We start from the raw sequence: 19,116 nt of genomic DNA, 5'->3' as shown, positions 1-19,116 counted from the left end.
TGATTAATGAATACTTAGTTCATTTTTTGAATGACGGCTCTTCCTATTACTATTCCTTTGTTTATAGATGGGTTTCCATTATAAGCTACTGTTGCTTCTCCAAATGCAGTCACTTTTAAGTGGTCTGAAACATTTACCCTAAAATTACCTTCTCCATAAGCTGTTATTTTTGTGTTTTCATTAGCGATACCTAGTGTATTTATTTTGCCTTCGCCATATACTGTATATTTTTGATTATTTACAGTACCTTCTTTAAGTTCTAAATAACTTTCGCCATACATAGTAACATTTAGATTGTTAACTTTAAGTGCGTTCATAGTAATTTTAGATTCTCCGTATGCTTTTAATCTAAAACCATCTTGCTCTATTAAACTTTCACACTTTATAATCTCTTCTCCACGAATCGATAGATCTTTAAGCTCTTTGTAGATTACTGTTGCTACCACTTGCGTATCTTTATAAAGTGGTTTTTTGCGATTGTTCCACTCGTCTCTCTTTGTTTTTACATTCTTAGTGACCATTTTTGCTCCATCAAGATAAATTCTAAGTGTTTTACCTTCATTTTCGATATTGATTTTTTCTTGAGAAACTTTTGAACTTTCAATAATTACGCGTTCTGCATCTCCTTTTTTAAATGTTACTTGAATGTGTGGGCTTATTATTGCACTATCAAAATGGTTTACCTGTACAGTTTTTGTTTGCCCATAACCTATGATGTGCATTAAAAACATTGAAATTGCGAGTATTAAATGTGCTATATACTTTATCATGAGTTTATTTTTTTGATGTTAATGAATGAGATTTATGCGTTAACCCCGAAAGGTTTGTTTTGACTTTCTGTTACGATTTGACCATCAAACAGATTTATCACTCTATGTGCATAATGTGAGTCTCTGTCTGAGTGGGTAACCATTACTATGGTTGTTCCTTCTTGATTAAGTTCTGTTAGCAAATTCATAACCTCAATACCATTTTTAGAATCTAGGTTTCCTGTTGGTTCATCTGCCAATATTAATTTTGCATTAGTAACAACTGCTCTTGCTATTGCTACACGTTGTTGTTGTCCTCCTGATAATTGCTGAGGAAAATGTTTTTCTCTATGTGCAATTTTCATACGTTCTAATACTTGTCTTACTTTTTGTTCTCGCTCACTTTTTTTCATATTTAAGTAAATAAGCGGTAATTCTACATTTTCAAAAACTGTAAGTTCATCGATCAGGTTAAAGCTTTGGAAAACGAACCCTAGGTTTCCTTTTCTAATTTTGGTACGTTGATTTTCTTTTAATCCTCCTACTTCATGACCATTAAAGTGATAACTGCCTTCATTTGGATTATCCAACATTCCAATAATGTTTAACAACGTAGATTTCCCACAACCAGACGGTCCCATAATGGCAACGAACTCTCCTTCTTCTACTTTCAGATTTACACTATTTAAGGCCAAGGTTTCAACCTCTTCGGTTCTAAAACTCTTTTTTAAGTTTTCTATCTGTATCATTTTTTGATTGTTTTATTTTTTAGTGTATTGCTTATTTTAATATTATTTTTTCGGCATCTCCGAAACTATCATAATTTGAAGTAATTACTTTTTCTCCCGCTTCTAAACCTTCTAGTACTTCATAATATCTAGAGTTCTGCTTACCAATTCTTATGGGTCTTTTCCAGGCTACTTCTCCAGAGGCATCTACTACAAAAATCCACTGCCCTCCTGTACTTTGAAAAAAGCTTCCTCTTGGTAGTAGCATAGCATCATTAGATGCTCCTAATTGTAGCTTAATGTTATAGCTTTGTCCTGATCGTATCGTTTCTGGTTTTTGATCTACGAAGACTAAATCAACTTTAAATTTTCCATTTCTTACTTCGGGGTATACCTTGCGTAAACGTAGTTGATATTCTTTGCCATTACGTTCAAGTATTGCTGTTAAATCTCTTTTCACTCTATCAATATAATGCTCATCAATAGTAGCTTCAATTTTATAATCCGTTAATACATTTACTTGACCTATACGTTGGCCTTGTGCTATACTTTGCCCTATTTCTGCATCTAAAAATCCTAATTGACCATCTGCAGGAGCTCTAACATTTAAATGATCTATACGTTCATATACCATCGATAATGTCTTTTTCATTCTTGCCAGATCCGCATCCAGTTCATTTAAAGAAGTGCTGCGTAATACGTTATCTTGATCGGTTTGCACTTTGATAATATCAAATTGTTTTTGCGAAAGTTCAAAATTTTCTTTGGCAGTTAGGTATTCTTCTTTTGAGATTAACTCATCTTCATACAATGCTTTACTTTGCTCGTAATTTCTTTTTAGTTTTTGTAATTCATATTTAGAGTTAACCAAATCTTTTCGACCTTCTACTTGTCTAGAATCAAAAGTAAGTTTTGTAGATCGCAGATCATTTTGTTTTAATGCAAGGTTATTTTCACTTGCCAATATCTGCTCATAAAGACCTCTGTTTTCTAAAGTCAGGATGATATCTCCTTTTTTAACCATCGCTCCTTCTTCGATAAGCTTTTCTGTTACTCGTCCACCTTCATAGGCATCCATATATATAGTGCTTATAGGTGCTACAGCGCCATTAATGGTGATATAATCATCAAACTTTCCGAAGGAAACATTGGCTATCGATAGTTTTTCCTTTTCTGTTCTAAAGGTGGCTGCCGAGTTTCCGAAAACCATTTTCCACCCTACAAAGAACAGTATCACACCTATAACAATATATCCGTAGTGTTTAGGTCTTAGTCCTTTTTTCTTTTCAATTTTTATATCCATTTTATTGTGCTCTGTTTATATTAAATACGGGTAATCCTTTGTAAAAGTCTAGTGTGCTTTCATTTACTTTTAATCGAAGTTGTACCTGTAAATTTTCGTTTTGTGAATTAGCTAGTAAGTTTTTTGATTGGTTTAATTCTATGGCGCTTATTAATCCTTTTTCATATCGTTTTTGTGCAATTTCAAAAGTTAATACTTGAGCATCCTTTCTTTGTTCGCTTTGCTTATATTCTCTTGATAATGCATTTCCTTCTTGCACTAATTGCTGAATTAATTGATACAATTCTTGTTTTTGAATGTCATAATTATTTTCTGCTCGCATTAATGCTACTTTTTGTTGTTTAACTCTTGAACGATTAGACCATGCATTACTAATTGGTATGTTTATAGAAACACCTACAAATTGTGCTGCGTTGTCCTTTATTTGTGTATTAAAAGGAATAACTTCTCCTGCGTCATCTAAACCATTATCTACATATCTTGAACCGTAACCTGCAAATAATGATAATGACGGGTATAAGTTTCCTCTAGCGGCAGACAACTGTTTCTTAGCTGCCTTTGTTCTAAGCTCTCGAGCCTTAATAATAGGTACAAAATCTTTTGCCGTATTAAAAATAGAATCTTTATTCTTATCTACGAGAACTTCATTCTGATCAATTGCTACGGGAGTTGATTTAATCGTTATCGTTGTAGCATCTTCTAAGTTCATTTCTTGAATCAAAGTAAGTTTTGCTGCAATTATATTATTTTCATTTTGAGTTACTAATAATTGATCCGCCAATAATGCTGATTCTGCTTCGTACAAGTCGGCTTTTGCTTTTTGCCCCAATTCTACTTGTCTCTTAACCAAATTATGGTTGTTTTGTGAAACCTGCACTTGTTCTCGAGAGATGTCTAGCAGTCCTTGCATAAATTGAATATCATAAAATGCAGACATTACTCTAAAAGCTAATAAATATTCTTGTTGTAGCCTTTCTTCATTTGCCGCTTTATATAAAAATTTAGTGGCTTTAATAGTATTTACTTTTTGAAAACCTCTAAACAATTCTAATTCTGCATTTAAATTGTAATTATTTGAAACAAATTCTGTGTTCTCGAAAATGTTTGTATTTGGGTTAGCTGATCTACCAAAGTTTTTAATATAATTTGATGATGCACTTATATTAGGTAATAGACTTCTTATAGATTGTTTATATGTCTCTTTATTTGAATCTTGATTATATTTAAAATCTTTAAGTTGTAAATTATGACTTACAGCATATGTCACACATTCATCTAGTGACCATGATTTCTGTGAGCACATCGTATGAACCACGAAGATCAAGAGAAAAAATACTATTTGGTTTTTATTATTCATTAGTTTCAATACTTAAAATACTTTTTAGATACCAAACCATAGTCTAATCTCGTGCCATAAAATTAACTATCTGATTAACAAGTTTTTATGATTAAAATTCAAAATTATGGATTAGACGAATGTAAAATATTTATACAAATAGTGTCTAATTATTTTACACTTGTATTGGTGTATGCATTAAGATTTGTAGTTTTAATGTATTAATTGAAACCGTATATCATGCAAGATGGAAAAATCTTAGTCATAGATGACAATAAGAGCCTTTTAAGTGCGCTAGAAATTTTATTACAATTCGAATTTAAGAATGTAGAAACAATTTCTAACCCTAATCAAATCTCTTCTTTTAAGGATTTAAATACTTTTGATATTGTATTGCTGGATATGAATTTTTCTGCTGGTGTTAATACTGGTAACGAAGGATTATTTTGGCTTAGAGAAATTAAAAAGAAAGCGCCACTAATTTCTGTAATTATGATGACTGCTTATGGCGCTGTTGACCTTGCTGTAAAGGCTTTAAAAGAAGGTGCTACTGATTTTGTATTAAAACCCTGGAACAACGAAAAACTATTAGCCACTATAAAATCGGCATATTTATTACGAAAGTCTCAAAACGAAGTTCAAGAACTAAAGCAGAAAGAATCCCATCTTAAACAGGTAATTAATCAGGATAGTAATTTTATCATTGGTAACTCGAAAGCACTTACCGCTGTACTAAATCTAGTGACTAAAGTTGCCAAAACAGATGTTAACGTATTAATTACTGGAGAAAACGGAACAGGAAAAGAGCTTATTGCTCGTGAATTACATCGACTTTCTGTTAGACAAAAAGAAGTTTTTATTGGAGTGGATATGGGTTCGATATCAGAAACCTTATTCGAAAGTGAACTTTTTGGTCATACCAAAGGTGCTTTTACAGATGCCAAAGAAGATCGAGCAGGAAAATTTGAAGCTGCCAATAAGGGAAGTCTGTTTCTGGACGAAATAGGAAACCTATCACTTCAAACTCAGGCCAAATTATTATCAGCGATTCAAAATAGAACTATTGTACGAGTAGGATCTAATAAAACAATACCTGTAGATATTCGGTTAATATGCGCAACCAATTGCAACCTTAACCAAATGGTAGCGGATGGCGTTTTTAGAGAAGATTTGCTATACAGAATTAATACAATTCATATAGAAGTACCACCACTACGAGAGCGAGGGAATGATATTTTAATTTTAGCAGATTTCTATTTAAAAAAATTCGGGTCAAAATATAATAAACCAGCACTTAGAATAAACAACTTTGCCGAAGAAAAATTATTAGCTTATCGATGGCCTGGTAATGTAAGAGAGTTACAACATACCATAGAGAGAGCTGTGATTTTATGCGAAGGAAATGTATTAAAACCAACAGATTTTCTATTAAGTACTACAAAAGAAATGTCTTTTGAAAAAGGGCCAGAAACTCTAGACGAGATGGAGCACTTGATGATTACAAAAGCTCTTGATCAGCATAACGGAAATTATAGTGCCGCCGCTAGTCAATTAGGAGTTTCTAGACAGACACTTTATAATAAAATGAAGAAATTAGATCGCTAATGGTAAGTAGAAATTTTTATAGACAACTAATATTTAGGGTTACGATGCTTGTACTAGTATCAATAGCCATGGCCTTCTTATTTTTTAAAGAACAGTATATTTTCTCTCTTTTTCTTTTAATCATAATTACATTTCAAACGATATTTTTAATCCGATATTTAAATTATAACAATAGAAAAATAGCATTCTTCTTTCATTCTATTAAAAATGAAGATTTCACACTTCGTTTTCCTGAAAATGGAGACATAGCATCATTTAATGAATTGAATCAAAGTCTTAATTCATTGAATGGAATTATGCAAAAAGTGTATTTAGACAATCAAGCTCAGGAACAATATTATAGAGAGATTTTAAAACAGGCCGAAATTGGTATTCTAACATTTAACAAAAAAGGACATATTCTTTTTGCAAATCCCGAAGTCGAGAAATTGCTCAACTATACGCCATTAAATCATATCAAACAATTGGATCAAATTGATAAAAAATTATATGCGATGTTTGAGAACATTGAGCCTTTTGAGCGACAGCTTTTTCAATTAACAAATGAACGAGAGACGATCCAACTCGCAATTAAATCTAATGAGATTGTTTTAAATAAAGAAAAATTAAACTTGATAACCATACAAGATATTAATAATGAATTAGACAAAAATGAAACAGATTCCTGGATAAAACTAATACGAGTATTGACACATGAAATTATGAATTCTGTAACACCTATCACCTCTATATCCGAATCTATTTTAAGGTATTATAAAGGCTCTAATGGTGTATTATTGGCTGAAGATCTTGATGATGATAAAGTAAAAAACACTGCAAAAGGATTAGAAGTTATTAAAAATCAGGGGAAAGATTTAATGAGTTTCGTACAATCTTATAGAAGTTTTCTAAATGTCCCTACTCCTGATAAGTCACTAATCAAAGTAGAAACACTTTTAGATAAAGTAAAAGTGCTGTCCAGCCATGAAATGGGATTTAATACTATTAGTTTTGACGTGATCAATACTACCGAAGATTTAGAAATATATGCAGATGAAAAATTAATAACACAAGTATTATTAAATCTTGCAAAAAATGCTATACAAGCCTTAAAGGAAACTGATAATCCTCATTTACAAATCATATCAGGTACGGCAGAACATAACAAAAAATATATTATTGTTAAAGACAATGGTCCCGGAATACCAACAGAACTAATTAATGAGATTTTTGTTCCGTTTTTTACCACTAAAAATGACGGAACCGGAATTGGTTTAAGTCTCTCTAAACAAATCATGCATCTTCATGGAGGGAGCTTGAAACTCTATTCCCTACCAAATAAGGAAACAACTTTTACATTGCTTTTTGAATAATTTATATACACTCAGTGTATTTGATCCAATTTTAAGGTTTTGAGTAATGCCTCAAAATAATAGTCTTCTTGATCAGGAACTATAGTAGTGGTATATGCTGTATTTTTTATCACGTAATATGATGAAGTTTTTGGATCTAAGGAGGTAGAATGTAGATTTACAATTTTCTGAATAAATTGATTAATCAAAAGTACCTCATCATAAGTGACTTCTCTTCTAAATGTGGGTTTGTCACTTTTGTAAACCAAATAATCATTCCTAAAACTTAACGATTTACAGTTACCAGTTGCCGTATTAAATTCAAATGTAAAATCCTTTGAAGCAAATATTTTATTTACGTTTTCTGCCGTAGGTTCTAATGTTCTTGCACAGCTTATGATAAAAACTATAGGTAGTAGTACTATTATTCTTTTCATATATAAGATCTTTTGAATTAGAACTATTTATTGTAGTAAATTGAATAAAAAGAAAAGATACAAAAATGGTATCTAGATAACCACATTCGTGTTATCTAGATACCATTTTAATTTTTTAATACAAAGAGAAGCCTCTTTATATTATTTTGATGCCAAATGCTTTACCGAGTTTTCAAAATCAATATCCTTAAGATTACTAATCAGTAATCCAATACCTCCAGATTTTGACGCTACGATATACTCTGTTTGAAACTTTCTGTCTTTTTTGTATGCTTTTAAATACTTAAGCTTAACAACTTTTGACGTAGGTGTAAAGAAGAAACGTCCGTGAATTCTTCTATACTTCACTTCTTGTACATTGGCCTCATCTTTTCTTTGATCGCTAAGAGCTTGTACAACTCTTGCTGCTCTATGCTCATCTAACTTGTAAAAATCACACGTATAAATGAAAACATAGTTTTCGACATTTTTAACATCTATAAATATCTCATAGTCGACTTTTTTATCTTCTATTTTCTTTAATTCGGCAAGTGCAACTTTTTTGAATTTAAGTTTACTCTCGTCTAGTAAATCTAATTTTTGCTTAAATTCATCTGTAGAAGTCTTAGCATAATCACTGGTAAGAACAATGGTATTATTCTTAAACTCGATTGTGTTTTTAGAAAACTTGACGAATCCAGGTTTTTTAGATGTAAAGTCGCAGCCTACAATAAGGACGGCTGTTGTGATCAATAGTAGAAATTTTTTCATAGGGCGTTTGTGTTAATAAATTACGGTTTTAACATAGGTTACCGTCATTAATTCGTACGCAATATAAGAAAAAATATTGAATTATAGCCATTCAACGGGATTTTTAAGCACTTTAACTAGTTTTGATTCAGCGCTTTCCGGTTCTGGATTATGGTCATAACGCCATTGTACATGGGGTGGCAAGCTCATTAAAATACTCTCAATCCTGCCATTTGTTTTTAATCCAAATAATGTTCCTTTATCATGAACCAAATTGAATTCGACATAACGTCCGCGTCGAATTTCTTGCCAATTTCTTTGTGCATCTGTATATGCTATCTCTTTTCGTTTTTCTACAATTGGCACATACGCATCTAAAAAACTATCCCCTATTTCTGTTACAAAATCATACCAATTAGACATTGACATCTCGTCATTTGCTTTACAGTAATCAAAAAATAGACCTCCTATACCTCTACCTTCTCCTCGATGTGCATTATAAAAGTATTCATCACATTTTTTCTTATACGTGGGATAAAAATCAGTGTTATGTTTATCACATGATGTTTTACAAATTTGATGAAAGTGTTTTGCATCTTCTTCAAACAAATAATACGGTGTTAAATCCTGACCTCCTCCAAACCAACTATCTACTATTGTACCAGTTTTATCATACATTTCAAAGTATCTCCAATTTGCATGTACTGTTGGCACCATAGGGTTTTTAGGATGTAATACAAGGGATAAACCACAAGCAAAAAAATCAACATCGCCTACATTAAAATAGCTCTGCATTGCTTTTGGTAAAACTCCCTCTACACCCGAGATGTTTACCCCTCCTTTTTCAAATACATTACCATTTTCTATAACGCGAGTTCGACCACCACCCCCTTCAGGGCGTTTCCAAATATCCTCCTTAAATTTCGCTTTACCATCAATCTCCTCTAGTTTTAAAGTTATACGATCTTGGAGGTTTTGTATATAGGTATAAAATTTATCTCTCATGGTTAGATTTTCTTTAAGCTCTTTTCACAATAGTGAAAATTTATTCTTTAATTTTTTGAAGGGACTCTGATGTGCCTTTTATTGCAATTAGTTTCTTTTCTTCTAAAATCTTTATAGTTTCACTAGACGCAGCCACTACAGATATCGGTAATGTTATAATAAAACCAATAATAGGAATAAACAACATTACTACAAATACAGCACCATTACCAATAGCAATACCTCTGTGCTTTCTTACAAACTGAACGCTTTCTTTATAATTAAAATGACGTTCCATAGTATAGTCCATATTTCCAAAACCTACATAGTATGCTTGTATCAAAAAGATAAGTATCGTTGCTATTATACCAACTACTGGGATAAAACTTAAAATTACTAACGGAATCATAAACAATAATTCTTTGAATAAGTTTCTCATATTAATACGTATACCTCTTGATAACTGCTCACTAAATGAAGTTTTACGGTGTTCATGTTGGGTGTTTCCTAAAAGATGGTGCTCTATTTTTTCTGAAACCGGACTCATAAACGGAGCAGATAATGCCATTACAATATGTTTATATAGCACTAACCCCAGTACTAAAATTAACAATCCACCAATATATGTACTAATGGTAGCAAATGTTTCTGATCCCCATTTCCAAATCCAAATTTTAGCAATAAAAGCACCTAAATTATCCGAAAAGAAATACGCCAATACCATGATTAATATTCCGGTGACTACACTAATTAATATAGGTATGGCAAAATATTTCCATAAGCCTAATTTTGAAATCAATTTAAATGTTCCGAAATACGCCTTGATTCCGTTAATGATGTTTTTGAACATAAGTGACTATTTTAATACCGAAGTACCTTCAGTAATGATTGATTATTTACTTTATATATGTAGTCATTTCCTAAATTTTGTTTCAATACAATATGAGTTTTCAATACTTCTAATCATTCATTTTCTAAAATATAGACCAAATCATTAGGGTAATTGGCTATTTCAATACTAGAGGTAACCTTTATTGCACAATTGGTCTTGTTCTTTAAAAAAAGAATAACTTCTTCTTCTGTAGCATTGACTAAAGTGCTAAAAAATTGTATTCCCATTGCATTATTATGCAAATCCATTGCTGTTTCTAAAGGTGCATTAGGGGCCAGTTTTTCGTGTAAATCTGTAATTTTCTGAGCCCAAATCATAGATTTTGCTTCAGTTTTGGTAATTTTTAAAGTTTCTTTACAAACAAGCAAACTCCATATCGCATGTCGAAAAGCGTTAGCCCTTCCATTTTTATGATGCGTTTTTTTGTAATGAATATCACAAATATACAATGCTCTTTTGGTAGCCTTAAGCGCTGGATATGCAAGTAGTGGATTAGCAAGTAACATTTTGGCTAACGTAGTGAACTGCCAAAAGTTTAATTGTCTTACTATTCCCCAAATATTCATACTTTACATTCGATATTCTTTTACAGCATCAACAAAGGCCTGTGCATTCTCTACAGGTATGTTGGGTAAAATACCATGTCCGAGATTAGCTATATAATTATCCTTACCAAACTCGTCAATCATTTGTTTTACCATCTTTTTAATTTCCGCAGGTGGAGACAACAGTCTTGAAGGGTCAAAGTTACCCTGCAGTGTTATATTTCCTCCGGTAAGATAACGTGCATTACGGGCAGAACAAGTCCAATCCACACCTAGGGCAGCAGCACCAGATTTAGCCATATCATGTAAAGCAAACCAGCATCCTTTTCCAAAAACGATAACCTCGGTCTCGTCTTTTAATGCATCTACAATTTGCTGAATATATTTCCATGAAAATTCTTGATAATCTACCGGGGATAACATCCCTCCCCAACTATCAAAGACCTGTACAGCATTAACGCCAGCTGCTACTTTAGCCTTAAGATATGCAATGGTAGTATCTGTAATTTTTTGTAATAGTTGATGTGCCGCTTCGGGTGCAGAAAAACAAAGTTCTTTTGCTTTATCAAAATTCTTAGATCCTTGTCCTTGCACAGCATAACACAAGATCGTCCAGGGTGATCCTGCAAAACCTATTAAAGGCACTCTATTATCCAAGCGCTCTTTGGTTAGTTTTATAGCATTCATTACATAACCCAATTCTTCATGTACATCTGGCACAACAACTTGTTCTACATCTTTTAATGATCTAATAGGGTTAGGTAACCACGGGCCAATACCGTCTTTCATCTCAACCTCAATATTCATTGCTTGTGGTATTACCAAAATATCACTAAACAATATAGCCGCATCAGGACCAATGATATCGATAGGCTGTACTGTAATCTCAGAAGCTAATTCTGGAGTTCTACAACGCGTAAAGAAATCATACTTTTTCTTTAACGCCATGAATTCTGGTAAATATCTTCCTGCTTGGCGCATCATCCATACTGGTGGTCGTTCTACTGTTTCTCCTTTTAAAGCCCTAAGGAATAGATCGTTTTTTATCATGAGTATACAATAATTATAATTTGTAAAATAAAAGCTATAGTGAACAAAAACGCTGCAATCTTTAAAAGAGAAAAACGCAAATTATCACTGATTATTAATTTATTTAAAATAGGTAATACAATTTTACTATCTAAAAATAGTGTTATTTTCTTCCGAAGAAGAGACATTATAATAATAACAATAACTAAAATTATCGTTATCAATTTGTTTTGTTTTATTACTCCAAAAGAAAAACCAAGCCCAATCCCAATACCCAACACAAATAAAATAATAAACGGAATTGTCTTGATAGAGTTTCGTATTAGTACTTCTGTTTTTTTGAGCCATTCTTTTCCTAAAATTTCTGGGGCAGCCAATGGAAAAGTTATAAACTGAAAAGAAATCGAAATAATACTTAAAATCTTAATCCACATTTTTAAAATATTTTACGGCTTGAACGATAACATTTGCAACAGTGGGTTTATTGGCAATGATTATAGTATCACTATGTTTTCTAACCTCGGACGCCGTTGTATTTCCGATACAAAAGGCAACACCTTCATCTAAACTATTTTCTGAAATATAACTTTGAACAGTTGAAGGACTAAAAAACAAAACACCATCAAAATTATGATTAAATTTCTTAGTATTAAGATTAGTTGTATATACAACTTGTTCCTCTAAACTAATATTATGTTGTTGTAAAATATGAGGTAATTCATCTCTTCTTAGATTTCCGCAAAAAAACAAAAAACTATCAGATTTATACTTTTTTACTATAATTTCTGCTAGTTCTGAAGCATTTTGAGCAGTTTCTACCACATTTTGCCCATTTTCTACCAATACATTCTTGGTGGTTGTTCCCACGCAAAAACACTTTTTAATATCATATCCTGAATCTTGTACAGCTCTAACAGCATTCTTGCTTGTAAAAATTGCATTTTCAATTTCGCGATCCCCAAAGACTTCTTCAAGATTAATTTTTATAGCATCATATTCTACAAAACTTAGGCCCGCATTAAGCACAAGTTCTTTTTGAGCTATTGTTAATTTTTTTGTAGAGAGTATTTTGGCTGTAGCATTCAAATTATTGTATTTCAGCTTTTATCTTCTTCATTAATTCACGACCTCCGTTCTCTAATATCTCCTTTGCGCAGGCTTTTCCAAAACCTTCTTGTCCGCTTACATTAATTTCTTTTCTAATATCTATTTTTTGCTTTCCGTCTAGACTAAACAATGCGCCATTAAAACGAATAGTATCATTTTCTATTTTTGCCAACGCTCCAATAGGTGCGGTACATCCTCCTTCTAACTCTCTCAAAAATTCTCGTTCGATATGCACACAAATCTCTGATGATTTATGATTTAAATTAGCCAAGGCTTCAAGACAAAATTCATCTTCTTTCTTTGCTACTATTAACATTGCTCCCTGTGCTGGTGCAGGGATCATCCAGTCTAAATCAATAAAATTATCAGGCTTTAAATTTATCCGTTCTAATCCTGCTGCTGCAAATATGGCTCCGTTCCAATCATTATCATTTAATTTTTGCATACGCGTATTTACGTTTCCTCGTAAATCTACTATAGTATGTGCGGGGTACCTATGTAGCCATTGTGCTTGTCGTCGCAAACTACCTGTAGCTATTGTTCCCGTAGCGTCTAAAAAATCAAGTCCTTTATGTACCAATATATCTTGAACATTGGCTCGTTCTAAAATAGCAGCTTCTACAATTCCTTTAGGCAATGCCGTAGGTACATCTTTCATAGAGTGCACAGCAATATCAATATCTCCATTTAACATGGCAACATCTAGCGTTTTTGTAAAAATGCCTGTGATTCCTAACTCGTATAATGGTTTATCCAAAACTATATCTCCTGTAGATTTTACAGGAACTAAGGTAGTTTTATACCCTAAACTCTCGAGGTGGTTTTGCACCGTATGAGCTTGCCAAAGTGCTAATTCACTATCTCTGGTACCTATACGAATTGTTGTTGTCAAGTTTATTTATTTTGTAGTTGGAAGACTTTTTGAATCAGTTCTATACTTACATCTGCCGAGGTGCTTTCTTCTCTTAAGTGGCTGGCAAAATGATTGGTGATTTTTTGGATGATTCTGCTACTTATAATATCGGCATGTTCCTCATCAAAATCAGAATACTTTTTTCGCTGTAAATTAATTTCAGCATCTTTTAAAGTAGTGAGTTTATGTTTAAGTGCTTTTATAGTAGGAGCAAATTTTCGAGTTTCTAACCAGGCATCAAATTCTGCTTTAATCTCATCTATAATTGCTTCTGCCTGCGGAATATGTTCTCTTCTACGTTTTAAAGTTCTATCTGTCATTTTTGAAAGATCGTCTAAATGAACTAAGGTCACGTTTGGCAATTCTTTTACATCTAAAGCAACATTACGTGGTATCGATAGATCTAAAATTAACAGAGGTTTATCTGAATGAATTAACTGTTTAGAGATCGTCGGTTTTTGAGCTCCTGTAGCCACTATTAACACATCAGATTCTTTAATTTCTGATTGTATATTAGCATAATCTTTTACGACCAGATTAAATTTACCTGCAATCTTCTCGGCTTTATTTTTAGTTCGATTAATAAGCACAATATGGTCGTTTTTAGTGTGCTTTATTAAATTCTCACATGTATTCCTTCCTATTTTACCCGTACCAAAAAGGAGCAAGTTTTTATCCGAAACATAAGGTACTCTAGCAAGTATATATTGTACCGCAGCAAAACTTACCGACGTAGCACCGCTAGAGATTTCTGTTTCGTTTTTAATACGTTTACTCGCTTGAATTACAGCATTAACTAAACGCTCCATAAAAGGATTCATCATATCCTTTTTCTTAGACTGCTTAAAACCTGTTTTGATCTGACTAATAATTTCAAAATCACCAAGTATTTGACTGTCTAATCCGGTTCCTACTTTAAAGAGATGAGAAATAGCGGCATTGTTTTTATGAACATAAGCCACTTTTTCGAATTCTTCAACAGTACCATGTGTATGTTCACAAAGTAATTTTATTAACTGAAAAGGATGTTCTGCAAAACCATATAACTCTGTCCTATTACAAGTAGAGATCACCACTAAAGAAGAAACACCTTCGTGTTTAGCTTGAGAAAGAATATTTAATTTAGCTTCTTCGTTGATACTAAAATGCCCTCTTACCTCGGCGTCAGCTTTTTTGTAGCTAAGACCAATTGCATAAAAATGTTTTCCATTCGCTCGTAAGTGGGGCTCCATGTATACTCTTTTCCTTTTTATAGTTCAACAAATGTATTTTACAAAAGCAATATAAAGTAACGCTAGAAGAACTATAAGTAACGAAAAGCGTTAATTTCGACAGTTTTTAGAACTAAAATCGTTCAAAACCCCTATTTTTGTTATAAATACATAAAACCGCTAACGATAGTTTAGATTAATTCTAAATTAAATCATTTTTTTAATTATGGAAATCGAATTAAAAAATAACGCTCCAGGAATCTTAGAAGAAACCAAAATAGAAGATGGCTTTACGATTTTGAAATTCAAAAACGAAACTAATGAAAGTCAATGCATTATAAGAGAAATCAATAGTAGTTTTATTCAATTTCATTTTTGTATTAAAGGCGGTATTAAATTTAACTTTAACAACGGAAGTTATGCGATTAATCTCGCAGAAGAGAACTCCTTATTACTTTATAATCCGCAACGTGATTTACCAATGAATATTGAAATGGAAAAAGATTCATGGTTAATTACTGTTTTAATTTCAATTAAAAAATTTCATTCTTTATTCTCTAAAGAAGCCAGTTATATTCCTTTTCTCGGTGATGGAAATCGAGACAAAAAGTATTATACTGATGCGATCATTTCTCCTTCTATGGCAGTTGTTCTTAATCAAATTATGAATTACAGCTTACACCAATCTATTAAATTACTGTATTTTAAGGGTAAAGCATATGAATTATTAAGTCTATATTTTAATAGACCAGAAGATGCGGATATAGAACAATGCCCTTTCCTTGTCGATGAAGAAAATGTAACCAAAATCAAAAAAGCTAAAGAAATTATTATTTCTAGAATGGCAGAACCTCCTACGCTTCAAGAGTTATCTAACGAAATAGGTTTATCGTTAAAAAAACTTAAAGAAGGTTTTAAACAAATTTATGGTGAACCTGTTTATGCCTTTTTGTTCGACTACAAAATGGAAGTAGCTCGCCAATTATTAGCTTCCGGAAGTCATAACGTGAACGAGGTAGGTTTAAAAGTAGGCTACAGTACGGCAAGTCATTTTATTGCCGCATTTAAAAAGAAATTTGGCACTACTCCAAAAAAATATGTTATGAGTCTAAATTAAAGACTCTTTAGTCAAGTAACTCTTCTTTAGCACTACCTTTACCTTTTTGTAAAGAGACTATTGAGTTGTACATTCCTTGATCTTCTTCTGATGCAGCTACAACAGATACAAATTCTAATTGTTCTAATAATTCTAAAACAAAAGGTAGTTTGTCTTTTTCGACATCTACAATAATACGTTTCATGTGTTTTTAATTTTGTTTGTTAACGGTCACATGGAACCCTTTCATACTACAATAAAGTATTTTGATTAGCAGTAATAGACTAATCAAATAGGGCTCATCTTTGCTTTTTTTTCATTCTAAAAGTACTAAAATAAAACTACTCTATTTTTCAGTTTATCATAATTTAACGTATTTCTAAGGTATGTTAGATTCTTAACCCGTAAATATGATAATTAAACAGTAATATTTGTAAATTATACTATCAAAAACTCTTATGGTTTTTGGCATCTTTCCTCTTTATAGTTCGTATTTTTGTTTGTGCTAAAAGAAAAATTATGAATAAAGGAGTTCTTCTTGTTAATCTTGGATCCCCTGACAGTACAGATCCAAAAGATGTAAAAAAATATCTAGGTGAGTTTCTAATGGATCCAAGGGTTATCGATGTTCCTCTTTGGGCCAGAACATTACTGGTGAAAGGAATAATTTTAAATACAAGACCAAAAAAATCGGCTGCAGCTTATAAAAAGATATGGTGGGATGAAGGTTCTCCCCTTATTGTTTTATCTGAAAGACTACAAAAAAAGGTTGCCGATCGCACGTCTATTCCTGTTGGACTTGCTATGCGTTATGGGAGTCTGAATATCAAGGATGGCTTACAAGAATTACACGACAAAGGTGTGACAGAAGTAATGATTATTCCTTTGTATCCTCAATTTGCTATGGCTACTACAGAAACTATTTTAGTATTAGCAGAAGAGTTACGTGCAGCGCATTTTCCTGATATGAAAATTACTGATATTCCGGCATTTTATAACAAACCCGAATATATTGATGTTTTATCTAATAGTATTGCTGAAAATCTGGAAAACTTGGATTACGAGCATCTATTATTCTCATATCACGGGGTACCAGAACGACATATTAGAAAGAGTGATATTAGTAATGGAAACTGTAAAATGGACGGAAAGTGTTGCTTTAAAAAAGGATCAGAGCAACATGAATTTTGTTATCGCCATCAATGTGAGATGACCACAGTACAAGTAGCAAAAAAATTAGGCCTTAAAAACGGAACATACTCTACATCCTTTCAATCTCGTTTAGGATTTGACCCATGGTTACAACCCTATACAGATCGTACTATCGAAAGAATGGGAAAAGAAGGCATAAAAAAAATGGCCATAGTTACTCCAGCTTTTGTTTCTGATTGTCTTGAAACCTTAGAAGAAATCGCTATGGAAGGAGAAGAAATATTTCATGAAGTAGGCGGTAAAGAATATACCACTATCCCTTGTCTAAATGATCGTGACGATTGGGCAGATGTAGTTGCCAATTGGATAAACGAATGGGTAGCTGTTAAAACCGAAATGGTGTAATGGCAAAAGTCTCTTCTGAAGCTTTAGGGGTTGAACCCATAGGTAAATTACTAATCAAACAGGCCGTTCCTGCATCAATAGGGATATTAGTGATGTCACTAAATATTCTTATTGATTCAATTTTTGTGGGTAATTGGATTGGCTCTATAGCTTTTGCATCGATTAATGTAGTGTTACCGGTTTCCTTTTTCATAGGAGCTATTGGTATGTCTATTGGTGTTGGAGGTTCTAGTATTATTTCACGAGCATTAGGAGCGGGTAACAAAGAAAAGGCATTAAAAACGTTTGGTAACCAAATATCTTTAGGATTTCTAGTGATGGTTCCTCTTGTAATTCTAGGCTTACTATTTGTTGATGATATCATTCCCAGATTTGGTGGAAAAGGAGCTATTTTTGATCCTGCAAAAATCTACTACACCATTCTTTTATACGGTGTTCCTATTCTCGGTTTTGCCATGATGGGCAATACTGTAATAAGAGCAGAAGGCAAGCCTAAGTTCGCTATGACAGCCATGATTATCCCAACCATTAGTAATCTTTTAATGGATTATGTTTTTATTTATCTTTTGGATATGGGAATGGCCGGAGCGGCATGGGCCACTACAGGTTCCTATTTAGCATGCTTTTTATATATCTTTTGGTTCTTCTCTTCAAAAAACTCTGAATTAAAAGTAGGTTTTCGTCATCTCGGATTACAAAAAGAAATCGTTTCAGAAATTGCAACACTTGGTGGCGTTACTATGTCAAGACAAGCAGTAGTAAGTATCACTTATTTATTAATGAATAACATTTTGTTCAATATTGGTCAAGAAGGTCTTGTTGCGGTATATGCTATCATTGGGCGAATGTTAATGTTTGCATTATTTCCGGTTTTTGGGGTAACACAAGGATTTCTGCCTATTGCTGGATATAATTATGGTGCACAACAGTATACACGCGTTCGCGAAACTATAAATACAGCTATTACTTATGCAGCAATAATAGCCACAATAGTATTTATCGGGTTAATGATTTTTCCTTCAGAAATTACCTCATTATTTTTAAGTGATAACCCAAGTTTAAGTCCAAAAGAATTAGCACTAAATAAATTTGTTCTAACACATACCGCAGCGCCTATGAGATGGGTATTTGCTGCTACGCCAATTATAGCGCTTCAGCTAATCGGAGCTGCCTATTTTCAAGCAGTGGGTAAAGCTATTCCTGCTTTGCTTTTAACATTATCTCGACAGGGATTTATTTTTATTCCGCTAGTCTTGATCTTACCTAAGTTTTATGGTGAATTAGGTGTTTGGATTTCTTTTCCGATAGCAGATGTTTTGGCAACGATAGTGACAGGATATTTTCTTAACCGCGAAATTAGAACAAAGTTATTGACACCAAAAACCAATTAAACAACATCTTATCTTCATCTAACCTCTAAAGTCTTATTTCTTCAAAAAACGTAAGTTAGATAAGGTAGCCCCATCAAGAGGGTTTAATGACATAATTAAAATCGCATATCTATCTCTATAATAGTTTCTTATGTTTATTTTTTTATTATAACTTTAGTTCTACATAAAATAGG

General features: G+C 32.6%; 20 protein-coding genes. 5 read left to right on the top strand and 15 right to left on the bottom strand.

Annotated features, from left to right (window positions below; translation table 11 throughout):
* Window positions 1–14: 14 nt before the first annotated feature.
* The 4 genes from AWE51_RS24905 to AWE51_RS24890 are packed head-to-tail and all read right to left on the bottom strand — an operon-like array spanning window position 15 to window position 4,137.
* A complete protein-coding gene (locus tag AWE51_RS24905) occupies window positions 15–770 on the bottom strand; it encodes a head GIN domain-containing protein (protein WP_066319836.1) in 756 nt (251 codons plus the stop codon).
* Window positions 771–802: 32 nt separating this feature from the next.
* Window positions 803–1,498 (bottom strand): ABC transporter ATP-binding protein, encoded by a 696-nt coding sequence (locus AWE51_RS24900; RefSeq protein WP_066319834.1) that lies wholly within the window; start codon window positions 1,496–1,498, stop codon window positions 803–805.
* A gap of 31 nt (window positions 1,499–1,529) precedes the next feature.
* The gene (locus AWE51_RS24895; protein ID WP_066319831.1) at window positions 1,530–2,780 is read right to left on the bottom strand and encodes an efflux RND transporter periplasmic adaptor subunit; all 1,251 of its coding nucleotides are present in this window, start codon (window positions 2,778–2,780) and stop codon (window positions 1,530–1,532) included.
* Window position 2,781: 1 nt separating this feature from the next.
* The gene (locus AWE51_RS24890; RefSeq protein ID WP_066319828.1) at window positions 2,782–4,137 is read right to left on the bottom strand and encodes a TolC family protein; all 1,356 of its coding nucleotides are present in this window, start codon (window positions 4,135–4,137) and stop codon (window positions 2,782–2,784) included.
* Between the two features lie 219 nt (window positions 4,138–4,356).
* On the opposite strand from AWE51_RS24890, the gene AWE51_RS24885 reads away from it, so the two are divergent.
* Window positions 4,357–5,721, top strand: coding sequence for a sigma-54-dependent transcriptional regulator (locus AWE51_RS24885; RefSeq protein WP_066319827.1), 1,365 nt, complete (start codon window positions 4,357–4,359; stop codon window positions 5,719–5,721).
* 44 nt (window positions 5,722–5,765) lie between these two features.
* Complete coding sequence (locus tag AWE51_RS24880; protein ID WP_232517455.1) at window positions 5,766–7,073, top strand: sensor histidine kinase; 1,308 nt, start codon at window positions 5,766–5,768, stop codon at window positions 7,071–7,073.
* A gap of 11 nt (window positions 7,074–7,084) precedes the next feature.
* On the opposite strand, the gene AWE51_RS24875 is transcribed toward AWE51_RS24880, so the two are convergent.
* The 10 genes from AWE51_RS24875 to hemA form a co-directional block, all read right to left on the bottom strand.
* A complete protein-coding gene (locus tag AWE51_RS24875; protein WP_066319819.1) occupies window positions 7,085–7,489 on the bottom strand; it encodes a hypothetical protein in 405 nt (134 codons plus the stop codon).
* Window positions 7,490–7,630: 141 nt separating this feature from the next.
* Entirely contained in the window at window positions 7,631–8,239 is a 609-nt protein-coding gene (locus tag AWE51_RS24870) for a hypothetical protein (protein WP_066319817.1), read from the bottom strand.
* An 81-nt stretch (window positions 8,240–8,320) separates the two neighbouring features.
* On the bottom strand, window positions 8,321–9,223 hold the full coding sequence (gene hemF / locus AWE51_RS24865) for an oxygen-dependent coproporphyrinogen oxidase (protein WP_066319814.1): 903 nt from the start codon (window positions 9,221–9,223) through the stop codon (window positions 8,321–8,323).
* A gap of 40 nt (window positions 9,224–9,263) precedes the next feature.
* On the bottom strand, window positions 9,264–10,052 hold the full coding sequence (locus AWE51_RS24860; protein WP_066319812.1) for an EI24 domain-containing protein: 789 nt from the start codon (window positions 10,050–10,052) through the stop codon (window positions 9,264–9,266).
* Window positions 10,053–10,165: 113 nt separating this feature from the next.
* Entirely contained in the window at window positions 10,166–10,660 is a 495-nt protein-coding gene (locus tag AWE51_RS24855) for a DUF6973 domain-containing protein (RefSeq protein WP_066319801.1), read from the bottom strand.
* Between the two features lie 3 nt (window positions 10,661–10,663).
* Window positions 10,664–11,689 carry a uroporphyrinogen decarboxylase gene (gene hemE, locus AWE51_RS24850; protein ID WP_066319798.1) on the bottom strand — a complete coding sequence of 342 codons (1,026 nt, stop codon included), beginning with the start codon at window positions 11,687–11,689 and terminating at the stop codon, window positions 10,664–10,666.
* Window positions 11,686–12,102 carry a hypothetical protein gene (locus AWE51_RS24845; protein WP_066319796.1) on the bottom strand — a complete coding sequence of 139 codons (417 nt, stop codon included), beginning with the start codon at window positions 12,100–12,102 and terminating at the stop codon, window positions 11,686–11,688. Before AWE51_RS24845 ends, hemE begins: the two co-directional genes overlap by 4 nt.
* A complete protein-coding gene (locus tag AWE51_RS24840; protein ID WP_082832616.1) occupies window positions 12,092–12,754 on the bottom strand; it encodes a uroporphyrinogen-III synthase in 663 nt (220 codons plus the stop codon). Before AWE51_RS24840 ends, AWE51_RS24845 begins: the two co-directional genes overlap by 11 nt.
* 1 nt (window position 12,755) lies before the next feature.
* Window positions 12,756–13,667 (bottom strand): hydroxymethylbilane synthase, encoded by a 912-nt coding sequence (gene hemC / locus AWE51_RS24835; RefSeq protein WP_066319794.1) that lies wholly within the window; start codon window positions 13,665–13,667, stop codon window positions 12,756–12,758.
* 2 nt (window positions 13,668–13,669) lie between these two features.
* The gene (gene hemA / locus AWE51_RS24830; protein ID WP_066319792.1) at window positions 13,670–14,920 is read right to left on the bottom strand and encodes a glutamyl-tRNA reductase; all 1,251 of its coding nucleotides are present in this window, start codon (window positions 14,918–14,920) and stop codon (window positions 13,670–13,672) included.
* A gap of 205 nt (window positions 14,921–15,125) precedes the next feature.
* Between hemA and AWE51_RS24825 the strand changes: the two genes are divergently transcribed.
* A complete protein-coding gene (locus AWE51_RS24825) occupies window positions 15,126–16,016 on the top strand; it encodes a helix-turn-helix transcriptional regulator (protein ID WP_066319790.1) in 891 nt (296 codons plus the stop codon).
* 7 nt (window positions 16,017–16,023) lie between these two features.
* On the opposite strand, the gene AWE51_RS26755 is transcribed toward AWE51_RS24825, so the two are convergent.
* Window positions 16,024–16,200 (bottom strand): hypothetical protein, encoded by a 177-nt coding sequence (locus AWE51_RS26755; RefSeq protein WP_157766222.1) that lies wholly within the window; start codon window positions 16,198–16,200, stop codon window positions 16,024–16,026.
* A 314-nt stretch (window positions 16,201–16,514) separates the two neighbouring features.
* Here AWE51_RS26755 and hemH point away from each other — a divergent pair, with 314 nt between their 5' ends.
* Together hemH and AWE51_RS24815 are read left to right on the top strand one after the other, a co-directional pair.
* Complete coding sequence (gene hemH / locus AWE51_RS24820) at window positions 16,515–17,552, top strand: ferrochelatase (protein ID WP_066319788.1); 1,038 nt, start codon at window positions 16,515–16,517, stop codon at window positions 17,550–17,552.
* Entirely contained in the window at window positions 17,552–18,943 is a 1,392-nt protein-coding gene (locus tag AWE51_RS24815) for an MATE family efflux transporter (RefSeq protein WP_066319780.1), read from the top strand. The genes hemH and AWE51_RS24815 overlap by 1 nt, the downstream gene beginning before the upstream one ends.
* Window positions 18,944–19,116: the final 173 nt, after the last annotated feature.

The sequence above is a fragment of the Aquimarina aggregata genome (genome assembly GCF_001632745.1).
Lineage (GTDB): Bacteria > Bacteroidota > Bacteroidia > Flavobacteriales > Flavobacteriaceae > Aquimarina > Aquimarina aggregata.
This window is presented reverse-complemented; position numbering and strand designations above follow the sequence as displayed.